The sequence below is a fragment of the Phocaeicola plebeius genome, from assembly GCF_003437535.1.
GTDB classification, from domain to species: domain Bacteria; phylum Bacteroidota; class Bacteroidia; order Bacteroidales; family Bacteroidaceae; genus Phocaeicola; species Phocaeicola plebeius_A.
The window spans coordinates 59,676-81,969 of record NZ_QSQT01000008.1; the positions used below are offsets into that span (position 1 = coordinate 59,676).

Annotated in this window: 16 protein-coding genes and 1 pseudogene; 11 read left to right on the top strand and 6 right to left on the bottom strand. The window is 41.0% G+C overall.

Annotated features, from left to right (window positions below):
• Positions 1–3 precede the first annotated feature (3 nt).
• The 3 genes from coaBC to dnaN are packed head-to-tail and all read right to left on the bottom strand — an operon-like array spanning position 4 to position 3,147.
• Entirely contained in the window at positions 4–1,209 is a 1,206-nt protein-coding gene (coaBC, locus tag DXD04_RS05500) for a bifunctional phosphopantothenoylcysteine decarboxylase/phosphopantothenate--cysteine ligase CoaBC (RefSeq protein WP_117671575.1), read from the bottom strand.
• A gap of 12 nt (positions 1,210–1,221) precedes the next feature.
• Entirely contained in the window at positions 1,222–1,998 is a 777-nt protein-coding gene (locus DXD04_RS05505) for a 3'-5' exonuclease (protein WP_117671577.1), read from the bottom strand.
• A 24-nt stretch (positions 1,999–2,022) separates the two neighbouring features.
• Positions 2,023–3,147: a DNA polymerase III subunit beta gene (dnaN, locus tag DXD04_RS05510; RefSeq protein WP_022054424.1), complete on the bottom strand. Its 1,125-nt coding sequence runs from the start codon at positions 3,145–3,147 to the stop codon at positions 2,023–2,025.
• A gap of 176 nt (positions 3,148–3,323) precedes the next feature.
• Here dnaN and DXD04_RS05515 point away from each other — a divergent pair, with 176 nt between their 5' ends.
• From DXD04_RS05515 to DXD04_RS05570, 11 genes and pseudogenes are all read left to right on the top strand, one after another.
• On the top strand, positions 3,324–3,695 hold the full coding sequence (locus DXD04_RS05515; RefSeq protein ID WP_007558357.1) for a DUF3127 domain-containing protein: 372 nt from the start codon (positions 3,324–3,326) through the stop codon (positions 3,693–3,695).
• A gap of 616 nt (positions 3,696–4,311) precedes the next feature.
• Positions 4,312–4,509 carry a hypothetical protein gene (locus tag DXD04_RS05525; RefSeq protein WP_117671581.1) on the top strand — a complete coding sequence of 66 codons (198 nt, stop codon included), beginning with the start codon at positions 4,312–4,314 and terminating at the stop codon, positions 4,507–4,509.
• Positions 4,510–4,699: 190 nt separating this feature from the next.
• Positions 4,700–5,074, top strand: a complete 375-nt coding sequence (locus tag DXD04_RS05530; RefSeq protein ID WP_117671583.1) for a BlaI/MecI/CopY family transcriptional regulator — start codon at positions 4,700–4,702, stop codon at positions 5,072–5,074.
• A 13-nt stretch (positions 5,075–5,087) separates the two neighbouring features.
• On the top strand, positions 5,088–7,013 hold the full coding sequence (locus DXD04_RS05535) for a M56 family metallopeptidase (protein WP_117671585.1): 1,926 nt from the start codon (positions 5,088–5,090) through the stop codon (positions 7,011–7,013).
• A 506-nt stretch (positions 7,014–7,519) separates the two neighbouring features.
• Positions 7,520–8,077 (top strand): RNA polymerase sigma-70 factor, encoded by a 558-nt coding sequence (locus DXD04_RS05540; protein ID WP_117671587.1) that lies wholly within the window; start codon positions 7,520–7,522, stop codon positions 8,075–8,077.
• 55 nt (positions 8,078–8,132) lie between these two features.
• Entirely contained in the window at positions 8,133–9,134 is a 1,002-nt protein-coding gene (locus tag DXD04_RS05545) for a FecR family protein (protein WP_117671589.1), read from the top strand.
• Positions 9,135–9,462: 328 nt separating this feature from the next.
• The gene (locus tag DXD04_RS05550; RefSeq protein ID WP_259299522.1) at positions 9,463–12,954 is read left to right on the top strand and encodes a TonB-dependent receptor; all 3,492 of its coding nucleotides are present in this window, start codon (positions 9,463–9,465) and stop codon (positions 12,952–12,954) included.
• 23 nt (positions 12,955–12,977) lie between these two features.
• Positions 12,978–14,348: a RagB/SusD family nutrient uptake outer membrane protein gene (locus DXD04_RS05555; RefSeq protein ID WP_117671591.1), complete on the top strand. Its 1,371-nt coding sequence runs from the start codon at positions 12,978–12,980 to the stop codon at positions 14,346–14,348.
• 68 nt (positions 14,349–14,416) lie between these two features.
• Positions 14,417–15,310 (top strand): glycerophosphodiester phosphodiesterase family protein, encoded by an 894-nt coding sequence (locus DXD04_RS05560; RefSeq protein WP_117671593.1) that lies wholly within the window; start codon positions 14,417–14,419, stop codon positions 15,308–15,310.
• Positions 15,311–15,466: 156 nt separating this feature from the next.
• Positions 15,467–16,090, top strand: coding sequence for an HAD family hydrolase (locus tag DXD04_RS05565; RefSeq protein ID WP_117671595.1), 624 nt, complete (start codon positions 15,467–15,469; stop codon positions 16,088–16,090).
• Positions 16,091–16,095: 5 nt separating this feature from the next.
• Positions 16,096–17,432: pseudogene (locus DXD04_RS05570) on the top strand (MFS transporter).
• Positions 17,433–17,565: 133 nt separating this feature from the next.
• Here DXD04_RS05570 and DXD04_RS05575 read toward each other — a convergent pair.
• From DXD04_RS05575 to htpG, 3 genes are all read right to left on the bottom strand, one after another.
• A complete protein-coding gene (locus DXD04_RS05575) occupies positions 17,566–18,840 on the bottom strand; it encodes a DEAD/DEAH box helicase (protein WP_022054437.1) in 1,275 nt (424 codons plus the stop codon).
• 20 nt (positions 18,841–18,860) lie between these two features.
• Positions 18,861–20,093 (bottom strand): phosphoserine phosphatase SerB, encoded by a 1,233-nt coding sequence (serB, locus tag DXD04_RS05580; protein ID WP_117671597.1) that lies wholly within the window; start codon positions 20,091–20,093, stop codon positions 18,861–18,863.
• A gap of 125 nt (positions 20,094–20,218) precedes the next feature.
• Positions 20,219–22,276: a molecular chaperone HtpG gene (gene htpG / locus DXD04_RS05585; protein WP_117671599.1), complete on the bottom strand. Its 2,058-nt coding sequence runs from the start codon at positions 22,274–22,276 to the stop codon at positions 20,219–20,221.
• Positions 22,277–22,294: the final 18 nt, after the last annotated feature.

Below are 22,294 nucleotides of genomic sequence, written 5' to 3' on the forward strand. Positions count from 1 at the left end.
GGTTTAGGAATGAAACAGACTGGAAAGTTTATCCACAATGTCTTCGGCCACTTCCTGCTTGCGCTTTAACGGGTAGGAAACAGCCTCAGTACGGTCTATAATCGTGATCTTGTTGGTGTCGCAACGGAAACCGGCTCCTTTGTCATTCAGCGAGTTCAGCACGATGAAGTCAAAGTTCTTGCGTGCCAGCTTATCCTGGGCGTGGCTTACCTCATCGCAAGTCTCCAATGCGAATCCCACTAACAACTGGTCCGGACGTTTTTCCTTTCCTAAGGAAGCGGCAATGTCGCAAGTCGGTTTCAACCGCAGCACTAGGTCGTCCTTTTCCCGTTTGATTTTCTGGTCGGCCACCTGCTCCGGTGTGAAGTCCGCTACGGCCGCACACAAGATTCCTGCGTCTGCATCCTTGAAGGCATCGGCAGCTGCGCGGTGCATTTCGGCCGCACTCTCCACGTCTATGCGCTGAATGTTCGGATGAACCGTCTGCAGGGTAACCGGACCGCTCACCAATACCACTTCCGCTCCGCGTGAAGCACACGCTTCGGCCAGGGCATAACCCATCTTTCCGGAAGAGTAATTGCCGATAAAGCGCACTGGGTCAATTTTCTCATAAGTAGGACCTGCGGTAATGACGATTTTCCGTCCGGCCAAGTCCTGCTGACGGGCAAAGAACGATTCCAGCACTTCGATGATTTTCTCAGGCTCTTCCATGCGTCCTTTTCCTACCAGATGGCTGGCCAGCTCGCCTGAAGCAGGTTCGATAATATGATTGCCATAGCTGCGCAGAATGTCGAGGTTATGCTGGGTAGAAGGATGGGCAAACATATCCAGGTCCATGGCCGGAGCCACAAACACCGGAGCCTTCATCGACAGGTAAGTCGTCACCAGCATGTTGTCGGCTACTCCGTGTGCCATCTTTCCGATGGTAGCAGCCGTAGCCGGGGCAATGACCATGGCGTCAGCCCATAATCCCAAGTCCACGTGGCTGTGCCATGTGCCGTCACGCTGTGAGAAGAACTCGCTGATGACAGGCTTGCTGGTCAGCGCCGACAGCGTGATGGGAGTGATGAACTCCTTTCCTGCCGGCGTGATGACAATCTGCACCTCTGCGCCTTTCTTAATCAGTCCGCGTGTCAGCACGGCCGCCTTGTAGGCCGCAATGCTACCCGTGATACCCAGTACAATTTTTTTGCCTTGTAGTGTATTCATGCTACTTTCCGTTTACTTGACCAGCCCCGTTTCGCGCAGGCGGATTTTTGTCAATACATTCTTCGTGTTCAGCGTGAAGTCTCCGTTCATAATCCAGCCATAGTAGCCCAGATCTTTCTTGAGCACTTCCGACACCGGAATACCTTTGTATTTTCCGAAGTTGAACACTTCCACGCCGTTGTCGTCATACACGATTCTTCCGGCAAAGTCCACGTTCTTGCTGTAGCTGGAATATTCCGACAGGTAGTTGATGTCGTTCTGGAGCACATCAGGATAATGGTCGAGCTGTGCCTTCAGCACCTCGTAGGTAGCCCGTGTATCGGCTTCTGCCGTGTGCGCGTCTTCCAGGTTCTTTCCGCAGTAGAACTTGTAGGCAGCCGAAAGCGTGCGCTGTTCCAGCTTGTGGTAAATCACCTGCACGTCGACAAACTTCCGCTTGGTCAGGTCGATGTCGATACCAGCACGGAGAAATTCCTCTACCAGTACCGGCACGTCAAAACGGTTGGAGTTAAAACCGGCAATGTCGGCCCCTTCAATGTCGCGGGCAATGTCCTTTGCCACTTCCTTGAAAGTAGGGCAGTCGGCCACATCCTCGTCGTGAATGCCATGAATGGCAGTCGATGCCTCCGGAATGTGCATTTCCGGGTTGATGCGCAAGGTCTTGGCCTCTTCGTTACCGTTAGGATAAACCTTCAAGTAGCAGATTTCTACAATACGGTCTGTATTAATGTTGGTGCCCGTGGTCTCCAGGTCGAAGAACACGAGCGGATTTTTCAAGTTCAGTTTCATGAGTCTGTGTGTAACAAAAAATGATTAGTCGTTCAGCATCATCGGCATCAGCAGCATCAGCAGGTCTTCGTCTTCCTCCTGTTCTTCAGGCACGATGACACCAGCGCGTGACGGGTCGGCCAGTTCGATGATGATGTTCTGTGCAGAAATGTTGTTTAGGATGTCAATCAGGAATGACGACTTGAAACCGATGCTCATCGGGTTGCCGCCATACTGGCAAGCGATGGTTTCTTCGGCCGAAGTAGAGAAGTCGATGTCCTGTGCAGAAATCTTCATCTGGTTTTCCGACAAGCTCAGTTTGATCAGACTGCTTGACTGTGAAGAGAACACAGACACACGGCGCAGGGCACTGATGAAGAGCGCACGGTCAATGATGGCACGGTGCGGGTTGTTCTGCGGAATGACAGAGTTATAGTTCGGATAACGTCCTTCAATCAGACGGCAGATCATCTGATAGTTTTCGAGGGTGAACATGGCATTGCGGTCGTCAAAACCAATTTGTACGTCGCCCTGTTCTTTCGGCAGCAGGTTCTTCAGCAGGTTGGCCGGCTTCTTCGGAAGGATGAAGGCAGCTTTCTCTGCTCCCCGTGCGGCATAAGTCTTGCAACGTACCAGCTTATGCCCGTCAGAAGCAACCAGTGTAATGTCTTCTGTGCTGATGTCGAAATAAATACCGTTCATCACCGGACGAAGTTCGTCGTCGGCTGTCGCAAAAATGCTGCGGTTCACGCCGTTCATCAAGATTTCTGCTCCCATGGTCACCTGTACGGCATTGCTTCCCAACGCCTGTGCCTGCGGGTATTCGTCGGCATTCTGTCCCATCAGACTGTATTTTCCATTCAGGTATTCCACGGTGATTTCCATGTTGCTGGGTTCGATGTGGAAACTCAGCGGCTGCTCAGGAATCTCTTTCAATGCTTCCAGCAATGTCTTGGAAGAAACGGCAAAACGGCCGTCGCTGTCCGATTCGTTCACTTCGATGGAAGTAGACAGCGTAGTGTCATTGTCCGAAGCAGTCATAAAGAGTGTACCGTCTCTCAGTTCGAAGAGGAAACAGTCCAGAATAGGTAATGAATTTCTTGAGTTGATTACTCGGCTGATAGCCTGCAAATGACTGAATAAAGCAGTACTTGAAACGATAAACTTCATAGCTGTTTTTATATTTGTTTTTGTTCTGTTTTTATTATTAAATGCATCTACGGATGCTCTAAACCAATTGCCAAAGTTACGAAAAGATTGCATACGCCCCACAAAAAAAGGTCTTAAAAATTAGTTTTCTTCTATGGAAAGTCGTAATTTCGTCACCGAATTTAAAAATACTATTTATGGAATTAGCAGGAAGAGTGATTGCGGTTCTGGAACCGAAAGGCGGTACATCGCGGAACGGCAACGAATGGAAGGTACAAGAATATGTCATCGAAACACACGACCAGTATCCGCGTCGCATGTGCTTTGATGTCTTTGGTGACGACAAAATCAAACAGTTTAATATTCAGGTGGGCGAGGAATTGAACGTATCGTTCGACATTGATGCCCGCGAATGGCAAGGACGCTGGTTCAACAGTATCCGTGCATGGAAGGTGGAACGTGTGGGAGCCACTCCTCAGATGCCTCCGGTAGAAGCTCCATTCCCTCCGGTAAATGCAGCTCCGGCCGACTTCTCCATGACAGACGAGAAAGACGACCTGCCGTTCTAAATGAATACGGAAATTTGAAAGCCTCCTTTGCTTCTGAAAAGATGAAGTGAAGGAGGTTTTTTATTGTCCGTTTTCGGCCGTGTGCTTGACGGGTTGTCGGGGTTGGCAGGCATTTTTATAAACTATATATACGCGGGGGGTGGGACAACTCTTAAGAGTTATTCCACACCTGTATATAGGAAGTTTGAAAAACCGGTGCCAACCCGTCAACCCGTCAAGCTTTCCGCTGTTGGTTTATGCTCATTTGGCAGTTTAATGTTTGTAAATCAGGTAAGTATGGTTTTTCTTCCATTCTTCCTTATTATTGCTTGAAGTCTTTGCTTTAAGGCTTTTCCACACGCTTCTGCTTACTGATTTTACATCTTTTTGCACTTGCGTATCTTTGTGAAAAAAACGCACTTGTGTTTTAGTTTAAACGCACTTACGTTTTGACTCAAATGCACTTGTGTTTTAGTTTAAACGCACTTGCGTTTTGATTCAAACGCACTTGTGTTTTGGGTTGAATGCACTTGCGTTTTTTAAAGAGTTGAGAGTGCTTTTATTTTCTGCAATTGGGGAGGTTTGCAGGGGAATATGTCTGTGTCTTTTTTTAACTTTGTAAAAACCATTGAAAGTTATGAAAACAAAATTGTTGATTGCCCTGTTCGGCCTGCTTTTGTGTTTGGGCGGAAGCTCTTGTGTGGTGCATCGTCATGCACCTAAGCCACCACATAAGAAGGAGATTCCTCCTGGCCATGCGAAAAAAATACGTGGTAAAAAATCTGCAAAGTTTGATGCTCCCGGACATCGTAAGCATCTTCCCCCTCAATTTTAAGGTCATCATATTTCAAATCCTATGGAGAATGAGAAATGTAGATTGTTTTTTCTCCTTCTTAATCAGATGTTTCCGCTATCTTGTCATAGGAAGCCGCTATGAAAAACTATGTTCTTTAGTTATATTAACTATAAAAATTAGTTTGTCAACTAAAAATTTTAGTTCTTTGCAGTAACCAATTGAAACGGATATGAAAACACTTACTGCCAAAGAAGAAGAAATCATGGGATTTTTCTGGGAGAAAGGTCCGATGTTCGTCAAACAGCTGGTGGAACTTTACGAAGAGCCCCGGCCGCACTTCAATACCCTGTCGACCATTGTAAGGGGACTGGAAGAAAAGGGGTACCTGTCGCATACCGCGTTCGGTAATACCTACCAGTATCATGCTATAGTGTCGGAAGAGGAATTCCGGCGGAAAACTCTGCGTGGGGTCATCTCCAAATATTTCAACAACTCTTTTTTAGGTGCTGTTTCCTCGCTGGTGAAAGAGGAAGACATTTCAGTGGAAGAACTCAAAGAACTCATCCGTCAGGTGGAAGAGGGGCAGAACGAGAAACCACAATAAAACACGTCTGCCTATGGGAACCTTTTTAGTCTATATACTCAAGTCGGCTGTCTGCCTGGCGATGTTCTATCTGTTCTATCGCCTGCTGCTCAGCAAAGAAACTTTCCACCGTTTTAACCGGATGGCTTTGCTGGGAGTGATGCTGCTCTCGTGTCTGCTGCCTTTGGTAAAGGTGACGGTGGAACAGGCTTCGCCGGTAAATGCACAAGTGATGTCGATGGAAGACTTGCTGCTGATGTACCAATGGAATAGCGAAGCGGTGGTGGAAGAGGGAAGTCGTCCGTTCCACTGGCAGGAAGGGCTGGTGTTAGTCTATTTTGTGGGGTTGTTTTTTGTCATCGTCCGTCACCTCTGGTCGCTGGGACGCATGCTTTATCTCATTCGTCACAGCCGGTGTGAAAGGTTGGACAATGGTATCCGCTTGGTAGTCCACCGTCGCAAACTGGCTCCTTTCAGCTGGATGCGCTACATCGTGATTTCGGAAACGGACCTGAAGGAAAGCGGACATCACATTCTGGTGCACGAAATGGCTCACATCCATCACCGTCACTCATGGGATTTGTTGCTGACCGAAGCCTGTGCCTGGCTGCAATGGTTCAATCCGGCCATCTGGCTGCTCAAACAGGAGTTGCAGAACATTCATGAATACGAAGCCGACGAAGAAGTGCTCCGTCAGGGAATCAACGCGAAAGAATATCAAATGCTATTAATAAAAAAAGCCGTTGGCGCAAGGCTCTACTCTATTGCCAACAGCTTTAATCACAGTTCACTTAAAAAACGTATCACTATGATGATTCGAAAAAAATCCAATCCGTGGGCACGTGCCAAGTACCTTTATGTACTTCCGTTAGCAGCCGTTACCGTAGCTGCTTTTGCCCGTCCTGAAATCTCCAAACCTCTCGATGAGATTTCAAGTGTCAAAGTTAATGATTTATCGGCAGTTCTGGAAACGTATGCCGATAAAAATGTGTCGAACCCTGCCGAAAAGACCAAACTGAAGATGAAGGTGGTGGATGAGGAGGGAAAACCCATTATCGCGGCAACTGTACTTGTGGCGAATACGACCAACGGTACCCTTACCGACGAAAACGGTAATTTCACGCTGGAAGTCGGCAGCGACCAAAGCATCCAGGTGGCCTACATCGGTATGAGTACGGTTACCATGTCGGTCAAAGACTGTCTGAAGAAAGCCGACCAGACAATTGTCTTGACTGAAAGCGACACAAAGAAATATGTGAAGGTGGTAGCATCTGCTCCGCAAACTGTGGTGTCGGACGACCAGACGTTTAGCGTAGTGGAGCAGATGCCCGAATATCCGGGCGGTATGCGTGCTGGTCTGGAATTTATGGCACGCAATCTCAGGTATCCTACAAAGGCACGGGAAGCCGGTAAGCAGGGGCGTGTCATCGTGCAGTTTGTGGTAAGGAAAGACGGTTCACTGAGCGATTTCAAGGTGCTCTGTCCGGTCGACCCGTGGTTGGATGCAGAAGCTATCCGCGTAATCAGCACCATGCCGAAATGGAAGCCGGGTATGCAGGACGGAAAGCCGGTCAGCGTGAAATTTACTCTCCCGGTGACTTTCATGCTGGAGGGAACCAACAACAAGCCGAAGTCAGGCGACAATGATGTCGTAGTAGTGGGGTATGGAGTCCAGAAAAGCGAGGAATCAGTAGATGTGCCTACTATTAAACTCCATAATCCTATGGATGAATTGTCCATTACAGGAGATTTCAAAATAGATTCAGTGGGTAGTTCCAAAGCCTCCGGAGTGTCTCCGCTTGTCATTATGGACGGGCTGGAAGTGTCTGACGATGTGATAAAGAAGCTCAATCCGAACAAGATACAATCCGTCAGTGTGCTGAAGAATGAAGCCGCTACCGCAAAATATGGTAAGAAAGGAAAATTTGGCGTAATTCTTATTACTACCAAGAGGGAGTAAGACTATAGAGCAAAAATGGCAATAAAAGTATAAGTTTAAAGATTAATTTTTTCAAGAGCTGTAACTTGTATGGGCGAAGGCGAATAGTCGGCATGTTATAGTAAAAAACATGATATGGGCCTATTGGTGGAATTTATAACGTATATTTAATTCTGCCAATAGGTCTCTTATTTTGTAATGCTGTCTGTTCTATGCTTTTGTTCAACCTAACATGATATTTTTGTCAGATATTGATTGTTTCAGACAGATTTAATTGAACTTTAGTGTTTACAATAACTTATTTAAATTGCCAGCTGTTTGTTTGCATATCTTGATGAATTTTACGAATATTGCATATAATTTGTATATACGATATTGTTTGTTAAAGTTTGAATAGCTTTAATCTACTGAATATCAATATTTGTGGACTTTTTTGCATATAGATATTTTACAATTTTAATTCTGCTGGCATGATTCTATATTTAGGCTCGAATTAAAAAACAACTTAATCTGGTACAAACATAGGTATGGAAAACGAAAAAGAAATATTGCTCAGATTGTCAGAAGGTGATGAAAAGGCTTTCAGGCATATCTTCCGTACATATTATTCAAAAGTCAAATCCTTTTCATATGGTTTTTTAAAAGACAGAGACGAGGCAGAAGAACTTACTCAAATGATTTTCATAAAACTGTGGGAAAAGAAAGAAGCTTTTGCTTCTGTCAATAATTTTGATTCTTATATGTTTACCTTATCAAAATATACTATATTCAATTATATAGAAGCTCGTCATATTATTCCTGTAGAGATAGATGATGTGCCAGATGTTAGTGATACAACCACTCCTTATGATGAAATAGTGGCGAATGATTTAAAACTGCTTGTAGACTTGACAGTAAGTGAAATGCCTCCACAGCGTAAACAAATATTTCATTTGAGCCGTCAAGAAGGTTTGACAAACGATGAAATTGCTGTGAAGTTGGGAATACAGAAAAAAACTGTAGAGAATCATCTTAATTTGGCATTGAAAGAATTAAGGAATGTTATTGGTTTTATCGTTATAACATATATAATGTTAATGGAGTAGGGGTAACATAGAGTTTGTCTGTCTAAAATGAGAAAGAAGTATATAAAGATAAATTATGAGTTATATAAAACAAATACTTGATTATTTTTTTAAGCACGATATCCCGGAAAACTTGAAATCACGTGTATATCAAAGACTTTCTAATCCACGTGATGATTCTGAAAGGGATAAAGCGTTGAAACAGTTGTGGGATGAAATAGATATGGATACGTCTGAAGACTGGGAAGTGTCGTATAATCGGATTGAATCTGTAATGCATAAGAAAAGCAATAAGAATGCTCGTCTTCACTCTATTCAATATTGGGTTAGAATTGCTGCTGTATGGCTGATACCATTTATAATGATGTGTACTTCAGGATATTTTTTTATAAGCAGTATTAATTCTGATGAAGTTGGTGAACCTGAAATATCGTATGTTCAGTATTATGCCGAATTGGGCAGACGAGAGCAGGTAACATTGCCAGATGGAAGTAAAGTCTGGCTTAATTCTGGTAGTACACTTATATACCCTTCTACTTTTACCATGGCTGAAAGAGGAGTATATCTTAATGGGGAGGGATTTTTTGAGGTGACAAAAGATGCAGAGCATCCGTTTGTTGTAAATACACGTTTCCTCAAAATGCGAGTACTAGGTACTACATTTAATGTATCGGCCTACCCTGATGATAAGCAAGTCAAAACTACCCTTGAAACAGGGGCCTTGAAAGTAAGTCTTCTGAATGATACTACTATATCATATTATTTGAAACCTGATGATCAGCTGGTTTATATTCCTTCTACAAATAAAGTGGAATGTGTCAAAGTAAAAGCATCTGATTATTCCGATTGGCGTATGGGAGGCTTGTTCTTTAATAATACAGACTTTGAATATGCGATGCAGATTATCGAAAGGACATACGGGGTAAAAGTGCATATACGTACTTCCGTATATAACAAGCAGAAAATATACGTACACTACAATAAGCACGAATCTCTTGAAGATGTATTCCATATTCTTAAGCTAATGATTCCGGAACTTGATTATAGAATTTCAGGTAAAGAAGTTTATATTGAATGAAAAACATTGATATTTTGTATTATAAGAATATTATCGACTTTTATCTGAATGGTAATTTAAAGTGTAACTATTATTATAGGTGATACATTGAATTTCTTTGATGTCTATTTGGGGTAAGATAAAGCATTCTTGCTCTTAGTGAAAAAATAGATTGAATTTAGGACCTTAAAAACAATAAAGGTGTACGGGAGTGTATATGGATTCTACTTCTGTACACCTTTAACTTTTATTAATACAAATTCATTGGGTGTACTATGCATTTACATTGTCTTCCTTATGTACGTACAAAACAGATGTATTAAATTATTTAATCTAATATGAGATGAACATGAAAATCAACAAAGCATTAACCTTTGGAGTTGGCCTGATGCTGGCAGGTAGTATATCTGTCAATGCACAGAAAGTTTCTTTCAATGGAGAACAAGTATCATTGAAACAAGCTTTTCAAAAAATAGAATCTGTGTCAAAGTACAAAATTGCGTATAACGCAACTCAGCTTGATGTAAACAAGATTGTTATTCTTAATCAGAAAAATGTAGATGTACTGAAAGTGCTCGATGCAATCCTTGTAGGAACTGATTGTACTTATAAAATTAATGATGGATATATAGTAATTACTCCCGTTCAGAAAGGTACAGTAAGAAAGATCGAAGGAACCGTGAAGGACACGAAAGGTGAGCCGATTATTGGTGCTACAGTAATGGTAAAAGGTACTGCAACAGGAACAATTACCGATTTCGATGGAAATTTTTCTCTTGATGCAACAGATGGTGCTAACCTGGAAATTTCTTATGTGGGATACCAAAGTCAGCAAATTAAGGCAATCTCTGGAAAACTTTTAGCAGTAACATTGAAAGAGGATACAGAAATATTGGATGAGGTTGTGGTTGTAGGATATGGAACTCAGCGTAAACGAGATGTGACAACTTCTATAGCAAGTGTTCGTGCTAGCGATTTGAAAGGTCAGCCTGTGAGTTCTATGGCTGAAGCAATGGCTGGTAAGATGCCGGGTGTACAGATTACTCAAGGAACAGGTGCTCCGGGTTCTTCTTTACAAATAAAAGTTCGTGGTACGGGAACAATTACAGCCGGCACATCGCCTCTTTACGTTGTGGATGGTGTACCTTTAGCAAAAGACCAATTGAATACTTTTAATATGAATGATGTTGAAAGCATTGAAGTATTGAAAGATGCATCTTCTGCTGCAATTTATGGTTCAAGAGGCTCAAATGGAGTTGTTTTGATCACGACTAAAAAGGGTACTAGTGGTAAGACTACTGTAACTTATGGGGGATATTATGCATGGCAAAGTGTATCAAAGAAGATAGATATGCTGGATGCTTATGAATATGCGGAACTTGCCTATGATGCTCGTAATAATACTTATGTTGATAAAATGGAATCTATAAATCGTAAGCGTATTGCGGCAGGTAATTCTCCGTTACCATTTAGTATATCGGATAATAATGCATTGCGCTTGAAGAATTCTGGAAATGATTATAATACGATAGTTCCAATGGAGCTTATTCCATATCTGAATGGAACACCAGGATTAACCAATACTGATTGGCAGGATGAAATATATCGTACAGCTGGTATGCAGAATCATACAGTTTCTGCTTCTGGGGGTAGCGATAAGATTAAATATTATGTTTCGTTGGATTATTTAAATCAAGATGGTATCATTATTAATAGTGATTTTAAACGTTATGGTGCTCGATTGAATTTGGATGTATCGGAAGGTATTTTTAAATTCGGTATTACTTTAAATCCATCTTTGACTATAGAAAATAAAGTAAATTCTGATGGGGCTTATAATAGTAATGGGGGAGGTGTGGTAGCTTCTGCTCTGCATAGTTCCCCGATCTTTCCTGTTTACAATGATGATGGCAGTTTTTGTTTTGCACAAAATTCATGGAGTGCTGATACTGAAACAATTATGGATGATGGAAGTATAAAACGAGGAAATAGTCAGACTCAGGTTTGGAATCCTGTAGCTTTGGCAATGCTTCAGAAGGATGAAAAGAAGGCGTCAAGGATTTTTGGAAATATTTATGGTGAGGTTGCTTTCCTTCCCTCTTTGAAATATAGGGCAAATTTTGGAGTGGATCTTTATAATGATTCGGAAGATACATTCAGACCTTCTACTATCCCATTGTCTAATACAAAAGGAAATCCAGAGTCTATACCAGAAGCTACATCACAGACCAGCCGTATATATAACTGGGTTTTTGAACAGACACTATCTTATAATAAAAATTTTGGAGGACATTCAGTGTCTGTACTAGGAGGTTGGACAATGCAGTATCAAAGAGACGAAAGTAATTATGCTTTTGCAAACGGTTTTATTATAAATTCTATACCTACGCTTAATGCAGGAACCGTAACAAGAGGTAATTCCAATGCTTCAGAATGGTCTTTATTGTCTGCCCTAGCACGTATACAATATAATTATTTGGGTAAATATATGATAACAGGGGCTTTACGTGCTGATGGCGCTTCACGGTTTGGTAAAAATAATCGTTGGGGATATTTCCCTTCCGTTTCTCTTGGATGGCGTATTTCAGAAGAAAAATTTATGAATTCGCTTGAATTTATTGATGATTTAAAGTTAAGAGCAAGTTATGGTTTGACTGGTAATTTTAATATACCTAATTATGGAACACAAGGAGAGTTGGCTTACTATAGCTATGTTTTGGGAGGTTCAAGTCCAGATGCAATTAAAGGTGCTGCTCCGAAGAGTATGCCTAATCCTGATTTGAAATGGGAAAAGACAGCTCAAGTTAATGTCGGTTTTGATGCTACATTATTTAAAAATCGCTTAACATTAGGTCTTGATTTGTATAATAGTAATACTTATGATCTATTGTTGAATGTTCCAGTTCCAATGACTACTGGTTATACTACAAGATTAGAGAATATAGGTAAAGTAAATAATAAAGGTATTGAATTTAATATTTCAACTAACCATCAGATGGGAGATGTTACTTGGAGTGCATATTTTAATATCTCAAAGAATATAAATGAGGTAAAAGCACTTGGACCAGGTAATGCAGATATAATATCTTCTGGATCTGTAGGTAATGCTTATTTTATAACTAGGGTAGGGGAACCAATCGGTTCATATTATTTACCAGTAGTAGAAGGTGTTTATAAAAATCAGGCGGAAGTAGATGCTTCATTGCATTATGTTGACTCTCCTTCAAATTATGGTTTAGCTGATACAAAACCTGGTGATTTTAAATTTAAGGATGTTAATGGTGATGGTATTTTGGATATTTCAGATACCGACAGAGCTATAGTCGGGAATTATATGCCTGATTTCGCTTATGGATTCGGTGCTAATATTGCATGGAAAGGAATAGATTTGGGAGTTATTTTCCAAGGTGTTTATGGAAATGAAATATTGAATTTGTCTCGACGTTATTTTTATAATCATGAAGGGAATATGAACAATTATAAAGGAGCATTGGATCGGTGGAAGTCTGAAGATAATCTAGGAAGTGGTATGAATGTTCGTGCTAATCGTGTAAGTAAAGGACAGAATGGAACAACTTCTACATGGCACGTTGAAGATGGATCTTATTTAAGAATAAAAAATATATCTTTAGGATATACATTCCCTATGAGTCTGGTAAATAAGGTTTGTTTACAAGCTGCTCGTATTTATTGTTCTATACAAAATCCATTTACATTTACTCGTTATGAAGGATATAATCCAGAAGTTTCTAATAGAAATTCTGTAACAACTAATGGAGAAGATTATGGAGTATATCCATTGGCCAGAACAATTTCTCTTGGAGTTAACCTTACATTTTAATTAATATTTAATTATTTAGAAATATGAAACGAATTATATCATATGTTTTTGCCGGTTTGATAATGACTGGTTGCAATGATTTTTTGGATTTGAAACCTATAGATTTCCCTACTGAAGAAACATTTTATAATGATGTAAAAGGTTTGGAAGGTGCTGTGATAGGAGTGTATGACGAACTTCAATCTAGTAGTCAGTATGGTGGTAATTTTATGACATTGATGGAAATTAGAGGTGACAATGTAATGGATGATAATTCTGGTGCTGGAGGTGGTGTCAGGTATCAGATAGAAGTTTTTACAGAAACTCCTGCTAATACAAATTTATCAGATGCATGGAGTTCACTTTATAAAACAATTTATCGTTGTAATCTTGTCCTTCATAATGTAGAATCCGTGAAAATGACAGAGGATAAATATAATGAAATAGTAGGACAGGTATCGTTTGTTAGGGCTTTATCTTATTTTAATTTAGTAAGATTATGGGGAAAGGTTCCATTGGTAACAGAGCCGCAAACAGTAGAAGATGCAAGGAACAATAAGCGTGAAGAGGTATCAGTTATTTATAATCAAATCATTGAAGACTTGAATGTTGCAAAATCATTACCAAGCGAATGGCCTGATGAGGAGAAAGGAAGGGTAACGTCTTATGCAGCATGTGCTTTATTGGCTAAAGTTTATTTATATATGGAGAATTATGATAAAGTATATGAAGAACTTACCCCTATTGTTTCTGTTATAAAAGAAGGTAAAGAATTGAGTTTAGTTCCAACACCTGAAACTTTTCCAAACAATCTTAAGACTAGTAAGGATATTATTTTTGCGGTTCAATATTTGAAAGGCGGCATAGGTGAGTCTGTTCATCAGAACAATCGTTATCGTAATAATGATAATGGTAATGTAATATCTTTACCGCAAAGTGAGTTTGAAAGTGATAATGATAATAGAAAGTTTCTTTTGGCTCCTACTGGTAGCGGTGAGAGACCGGGAAAGTTTGATACTCCTGCTACAAATAATGAAACAAGTTCTGATTTTCCGGTGTTGCGTTGTGCTGATGTAATGTTAATGTATGCAGAAGCGTTAAATGAATTATCTCAATCGCCTACTCAAGGTGCTTTAGATGCATTGAATGCAGTACGTAATAATGCAGGACTACCTGATAAAGAATTATCTGATTTTGTATCAAAGGAAAGTCTTAGAAAAGCGATTCATAAAGAACGACGTTTAGAATTAGCTTTGGAATGTGATAGATGGTTTGACATTGTTCGTACAAATATTTTTAATGAAGTTTTTGTAGGTGTTGATTCATATAGAGTTTTGTATCCTATTCCTCAAACTGAAATTGAAAATGTCAATGATAAATCTGATTGGCAGAACGAAGGATACATTATTGGATAAATTATTAATATGTAAAAATAAAATTAGGGTATTTAAATACCCTAATTTTATAATTAAAGGACTAAATTATGAAAAATACAATCTTGATATTTATTATTCTGTTTTCAAGTCAATTGTTTGCACAGACAAATGTTGATAATATATTGACAAAATTACAGACTTGTGATGAAAGCACTGTTTTAGTAGCTGCCCATCGTGGTGATTGGAGAAACTATCCTGAAAATTCTTTAGAAGGTATTAATAGTGCAATAGAAATGGGAGTAGATATTGTTGAGTTAGACTTGCAATGTACAAAAGATAGTGTTTTAATTTTAATGCATGATAATACATTAGACCGTACAACTACAGGTAAAGGAAACGTTAGCAAATATACTTTAGATGAAATTCGTAAATTAAATTTAAGAAATGGTTGTGCTATTAAAACAATTCATAAAATTCCAACTTTGGAAGAAGCTTTACTTCTTGTAAAAGGTAAAATATTGGTTAATCTTGATAAAGCAGACCGATATTTTGATATGGTTGTACCTTTATTAGAAAAGACAGGTACTACAAAACAGGTTATTATGAAGGGGAGAAAATCTGTGAAAGAAGTTAAATCTTTGTATGGGCATTATTTAAGGGATGTAATTTATATGCCGATTGTAGATTTAGACAATCAGAATGCTGAAATAGAAATTAATAAGTTTGTTTCTGATTTATCTCCTGTAGCTTTTGAGCTGCTTTTTGAAAAGGATTCTAACAAACTCCCATATAAAATTAAAGAGACTTTAAAAGGTAAGTCGTTAATTTGGTATAATACTTTGTGGAATACAATGGCTGGTGGACATGATGATGATATGTCTTTAGGTAATTTGGAGGATGGTTATGGTTATTTGATAGATAAGTTGGGGTGTAGAATCATACAAACTGATCGTCCAGCTTATTTGTTAACATATTTGAGAAGTCGGAATTTGCATAAATGATAGAAGAGTATAATTGAATTGAGTTATGTTGTTTTCTCTTTTATACAAAAGACGATATATGTGAATGATATAGCTAGATGTATATCAATGATATTTATTGCCTGCAAGATCTAAAAATTTTGTAGGCAATAAATATATGACTTTAAATGAAAAATCATGAATAAAATAAAAAATATTATTTTCGATTGGGGAAATGTGTTGATTGATGTCAGGCCTGAAAACTTTATAGAAGAGTGTAAAAAAGTAGGTGTGAAGTTTACAAATAGAGAAGTTAATAGTACTCATAAAGCTGGTTTTTTTCTCGAGCATGAAATGGGTGTGATTTCGGATAAACAATTTAGAAATGAATTTCGTTTATGTTCATCTTCAAACCTTACAGATGAGGAAATTGATTTTATATGGAATTCAATGCTTGGAAAAGTACCTCTTTATAAACTTGAATTATTGGTTTCTTTAAAAAGAAAATACAATTTGTATCTTCTTAGTAATACAAACTCTATACACTGGAATAGATATTCTGGAACAGTTTTTAGTTATAATGGATTAAATGTAAACGATATATTTGATGGAGTGTATTTGTCATATATGCTTCATTCCTCAAAGCCTGATGAACGAATATTTAAAATGGTTATTGAAGATAGCGGAATAGACGTGAATGAAACATTGTTTGTAGACGATTCATTAAAAAACTGCTATACAGCACAGCGGTTAGGAATGGAAGTTTTAAATTACATTCCTGGCAGTGATTTAAGATATTATTTATTAAAAGAATTGGAATAAATATGATATTAAAATCAGTAATAGACTTTTATAGAGTCTCAACACCAAAGTCTTGTAATTATAGTTCGTCTGAAGAAATAAAAAAGAAGATGCGGATTTACAAATGGTCAACTTTTCTTTCAGCAACATTTGGCTATGGTATGTATTATGTATGTAGATTAAGTTTAAATGTTGTGAAAAAGCCAATTGTAGAGGAAGGAATATTCTCAGAAACAGAGCTGGGTATAATAGGTTCTGTATTATTTTTTACTTATGCAATAGGAAAATTTACCAATGGTTTTATGGCTGATAGAAGTAATATCAATAGATTTATGTCAACGGGACTATTGATAACTTCTCTTGTAAATTTAGCTCTTGGTTTTACAAACTCTTTTATTCTTTTTGCCGTACTTTGGGGTATAAGTGGTTGGTTTCAGTCAATGGGGGCTGCATCTTGTGTTGTAGGGCTTTCTCGCTGGTTTGATGATAAAGAACGAGGCTCTTTTTATGGTTTTTGGTCTGCTAGTCATAATATAGGTGAGGCGCTTACTTTTATTATAGTAGCTTCAATTGTATCTGCATTAGGTTGGAGATATGGATTTTGGGGTGCTGGTCTGCTTGGTTTATTAGGTACTTTGATTATATGGAATTTTTTTCATGACTCTCCAGAGAGTAAGGGACTTCCTTCTAATATTAAGAAAGTTCAAACTACTGAAAAACAGCGGATTATAATGAGGCTCAAAAGCAAGTTCTATTAATGCCTGCTATATGGATATTAGCTTTATCAAGTGCTTTTATGTATATTAGTCGTTATGCAGTTAATAGTTGGGGAGTTTTTTATCTTGAAGCACAAAAAGGTTATAGTACACTTGATGCAAGTTTTATTATATCAGTTAATTCTGTATGTGGTATAGTTGGAACAGCTTTCTCTGGTTATATCTCAGATAAGTTGTTTAATGGGAGAAGAAATATTCCAGCATTGATATTTGGGTTACTTAATGTTGGTGCTTTATCTATATTTTTGTTAGTTCCTGGTGTACATTACTGGCTGGATGTTATTGCAATGATAATGTTTGGCCTTGGGATAGGTGTACTTCTTTGTTTCCTTGGAGGGTTAATGGCTGTGGATATAGCACCAAGAAATGCCTCTGGTGCGGCCCTCGGCGTAGTTGGTATAGCTAGTTATGTAGGTGCTGGAATTCAAGATGTAATGAGTGGAATATTGATAGAAGGAAATAAGACTATCGTAGATGGTCAAGATGTTTATGATTTTACGGCTATAAATTATTTTTGGATAGGTGCAGCGCTTTTATCTGTTATTTGTGCATTGTTAGTATGGAATGCAAAAGCTTCTAGAGAATAGATTTATAAAATTAGATATGTAATTAATAATAGGTTAAGCGAGTGCTTTGAAAAAAGGATTTCTAAAGTAAAAATTTCCTGCTTTTAGTCTCATGAATTAGTATAATTGAGACTAAAAACAGGAAATTTTATGTTTAGTTCTTGACCGTTCTTTCTCCCTGCTTTTTCGCATGGTTTCCCCCTTTCTTTTTCCATCCGCCTTTTTTGTTGCGGGAGAAATTCTTCACCTGTTTGCCTCCTTCTTTTCTGGAAGTGCGGGGAGCATATACCGGACCTTCGCCCAGTTCTTCAGGTACGGGGAGTTTGTAAATATCTTTTCCTAAGAATGTTTCGATTTGCTTGAAACGGGTCTGTTCGGTTTCACTTACAAAAGTGATGGCGCATCCGTCGTTGTTGGCACGGGCCGTACGTCCGATGCGGTGTACGTAGTCCTCGCTATCATGCGGCACGTCGTAGTTGATGACCAGGCGGATGTCGTCGATGTCGATCCCACGGGCCACGATGTCGGTAGCCACCAGGATGTCGATGCGGCGGTTGCGGAACTCATGCATGATTTCTTCGCGCTGGCTTTGCTCCAGGTCGGAGTGCATTTCGCCCACGTTCAGCTTCATGCGTTTCAGGGCCTTGGTCACTTCTTTCACCTTCAGCTTGGAAGAGGCAAAGATGATGACACGCTCCGGTTGCTGGGACTGGAACAGCGACTGGATGATGCCCAGTTTCTGTGCCTCGTAGCAGATGTAAGCGGCTTGAATGATTTTTTCCGCCGGCTTGGATACGGCCAGTTTCACTTCCACCGGGTCGTGAAGAATGGTCTTGGCCAGTTGCTGGATTTTGGTCGGCATGGTGGCGGAGAACATAATGGTCTGCCGTTCCTTGGGAAGATACTTGACAATCTGCATGATGTCGTCCGAGAATCCCATATCGAGCATGCGGTCTGCTTCGTCGAGGATGAAGAAAGATACTTTCGACAAGTCCACATAACCTAAGCTTAAGTGGCTGATCAGACGTCCCGGAGTAGCGATTACTACATCCGCTCCCAAAGTCAGCCCTTTCTTTTCCTGCTCAAAACGGATACCGTCGTTTCCTCCATACACCGCCACGCTTGACACCGGCATGAAATAGGAGAAACCCTCCATCTGCTGGTCAATCTGCATGGCCAGTTCGCGGGTGGGCGACATGATGATACAATTGATGGCATCCTCTGGATAACCTCCCTTGCTCAACTGGTTCAACACCGGAAGCAGGTAGGCCGCCGTTTTTCCCGTACCTGTCTGGGCCACGCCAATCAGGTCTTTCCCTTCCAGGATGACAGGGATGGTATGTTCCTGCACGGGCGTACATTCCTGGAAATTCATTGCGTCCAAGGCATCGAGGACGCTATCTTCTAAGTTCAGTTCCGAAAACTTCATATAGTAATGTTATCTTGTCATTATAATTTGCCGCGTTCGTCCAGATAGGAATCCTTGAATCCTAAAAAATACAACACGCCATCCAGTCCGATGGTATTGATGGCCTGTTGCGCATTAGCCACGACCTTCGGTTTGGCATGGAAGGCGATTCCCAGTCCTGCCGTAGAAAGCATGGGCAGGTCGTTGGCTCCATCGCCCACGGCAATTGTCTGTGCGATGTCCACGTTTTCTACCTGTGCCAGCAGGCGGAGCAATTCCGCCTTTCGTTTTCCGTCTACGATGTCACCTAAATAGCGGCCGGTTAGCTTGCCATCCACGATTTCCAGCTGGTTGGCATAGACATAGTCAATGCCGAATTTCTCTTTCAGGTAGTTGCCGAAATACGTGAAACCTCCCGACAAAATGGCAATCTTGTATCCGTAGCGTTTGAGGACGAACATCAGACGTTCCACTCCTTCGGTAATTGGGAGGTGTTCGGCAATGTCGCGCATCACGCTTTCATCCAGTCCCTTGAGCAGGGCTACCCGTTCCTTGAAACTTTCGCAGAAGTCGATTTCGCCACGCATGGCTCTTTCCGTGATGGCTTTCACTTGGTCGCCCACACCGGCCCGTATGGCCAGTTCGTCGATGACCTCCGTTTCAATGAGGGTGGAATCCATATCAAAGCAGATGAGTCGGCGCATACGGCGGTACATATTGTCTTGCTGGAAAGAGAAGTCCATGCCCAGTGAAGCACTGAGCTGCATGAGCTGGCTTTGTAGCTCTTCACGGTCTTTGGGAGTACCTCTCACCGAAAATTCGATGCAGGCTCTCACGTTTGCCTTTTTCTCGTCCAGGGGAATACGTCCGGTCAGACGACGGATACCGTCGATGTTCAGTTGTTGCTCTGCTAAAAGCTTGGTAGCACCGGCAATCTGTTGTGCCGTAAGTTTTCTGCCCAATAGCGTCAGAATGTAGCGGTTCTTTCCTTGCAGGTTTACCCACGTTTCATACTCTTCGTCGCTGATAGGATAGAAGCGGATATTGATACCCAAGTCAGAAGCCTTGAAAAGCAATTCCTTCATGATATTTCCGGAATCCTGATCGGAACATTTGAAAAGAATACCCAGTGACAAGGTACTGTGAATGTCAGCTTGTCCGATGTCCATAATGTCTACCTGATATTTAGACAAGATGGCAGTCACCGATGCGGTCAGTCCCGGTCGGTCCACTCCGCTGATGCGGATTAATATCAATTCGGTTTTGTTTTCCATGGTTGTCTGCTTGCGTGTTTCTGGGCAAATGTACAAATTATCTTCTATCCACGGGCATAAAAAGCACAAAAAAAGCCATTCCTGCATACCTGCAAGAATGGCTTTCCTTATTTTATGGGGGAAAATCAGATCATTTCCACGCTTCGTTTTACAAAGTTGGTCAGGGCTTCACCCTTCAGCATGTTGTTTTGCAACAAGGCCAGGTCGATAAGCTGGTGAACCACTTTGTTGCCGACAGCATAACCGTTCAGGATGTTTTCCTTTTCGGTCTTTTGCGCTTCAATCTTCTTTTCTACCTCACTCAGTTCGTCTTTTTCGGCAGTCGGGATTTCTTCATCTTTCTTTCCTTCCTGTGCTTTCTGGAGTTCGTTACGACGGAGAGTCAGCATGGCGATTTCAGATTCTACTGGTACGAGTTTTTCCGCACAAGCTGTTTCGGCATCGCTCAATACCTGCTTGATCAGGCGGTGGTCGCTATTCAATACCAGGTTGAACATATCGGGCATTTCACCATAGAAACTCATGCCCGGCTGGATGCTGGCCATGTCTTTCATACGGCGCATGTATTCAGCCTGTGTGATGACAATCGGCGCATTGTTTTCGCCCAGTGCGTGTGCTTCTACGTGGAATTCTGTTTTCTTTACCTTCGGCATCTGTCCCTTGAACAAAGAACTGAGCACTTCTTGTTTGTCGTGCGGAAGTTCTTCACCCTTCTGGCCTTCCTTCACAATCAGGCGGTCTACGATGTCGCTATCCACACGGGTGAAGTGACTCTTTTCGAACTTCTGTTCCAGCATGTTGATCATCGGTACGTCCAGCTGGCCGTCCATGAGCAATACGTTGTAGCCTTTGTTCTTGGCCGCATCGATGTAAGTGTACTGTTCGTCCAGGTTGTTGGCATAGAGGTAAATCAGGCTGCCGTTCTTGTCGGTCTGATTATCCTTGATCAGTGTCTGGTATTCTTCGAAGGTGTAATATTTGTTGTCTGTATCCTTGAACAAAGCAAACTTGGAAGCCTTTTCATAGAAATCTTCCTGAGTCAGCATACCGTAGTTGATGAAAATCTTCAGGTCGTCCCATTTCTCTTCAAATTCCTTACGGTCGTTCTTGAAGATAGATTGTAAGCGGTCGGATACCTTCTTCGTGATGTAAGTAGAAATCTTCTTCACGTTCGAATCGCTCTGCAAGTAAGAACGAGATACGTTCAACGGAATATCCGGAGAATCGATGACACCGTGAAGCAAGGTCAGGAAGTCGGGCACGATACCTTCTACTGAGTCGGTCACATATACCTGGTTGCAATACAACTGAATTTTGTTACGTTGCAAGTCGATGTTGCTCTTGATCTTCGGGAAGTAGAGCACACCGGTCAGGTTGAACGGATAGTCTACATTCAGGTGAATCCAGAACAACGGTTCGTCGGCCATCGGATACAGGTCGCGGTAGAATTTCTTGTAATCCTCTTCCTTCAAGTCCGACGGTTTCTTGGTCCAGATAGGACAAGTGTCGTTAATCAGGTTGTCTTCATCCGTTTCTACCTGCTTGCCGTCTTTCCATTCCTTCTTTTTGCCAAAGGCTACCGGTACGGCCAGGAAGTGACAATACTTGGTGAGCAAGCCCTGCAAGCGAGATTCTTCCAGGAATTCCTTGCAATCTTCATCCACGTGCAGGATGATGTCGGTTCCACGGTCGCTACGTTCTGTTTCTTCAAGGGTAAACTCAGGACTTCCGTCGCAACTCCATTTCACGGCTTTGGCACCTTCCTTATATGAATATGAAAGAGTTACGATATCTACCGTCTTGGCTACCATGAAGGCTGAGTAGAATCCCAGACCGAAGTGACCGATGATGGCATTGGCATCGTCCTTGTATTTTTCCAGGAAGTCATTTGCTCCTGAGAAGGCAATCTGGTTGATATACTTGTCGATTTCTTCGGCCGTCATACCCAGACCACGGTCGCTGATGGTGATGGTACCGTTTTCCTTGTCCACTTTTACACGTACCGTCAAATCGCCCAGTTCACCTTTAAAATCGCCCGTAGCAGCCAGTGTCTTCAATTTCTGAGTTGCATCCACCGCATTGGAAACCAGTTCACGGAGGAAAATTTCATGGTCGCTATACAAGAACTTCTTTATGATGGGGAATATGTTTTCTGTTGTAACCCCGATATTACCTTTTTGCATATCTCTTTGTTTTTTATG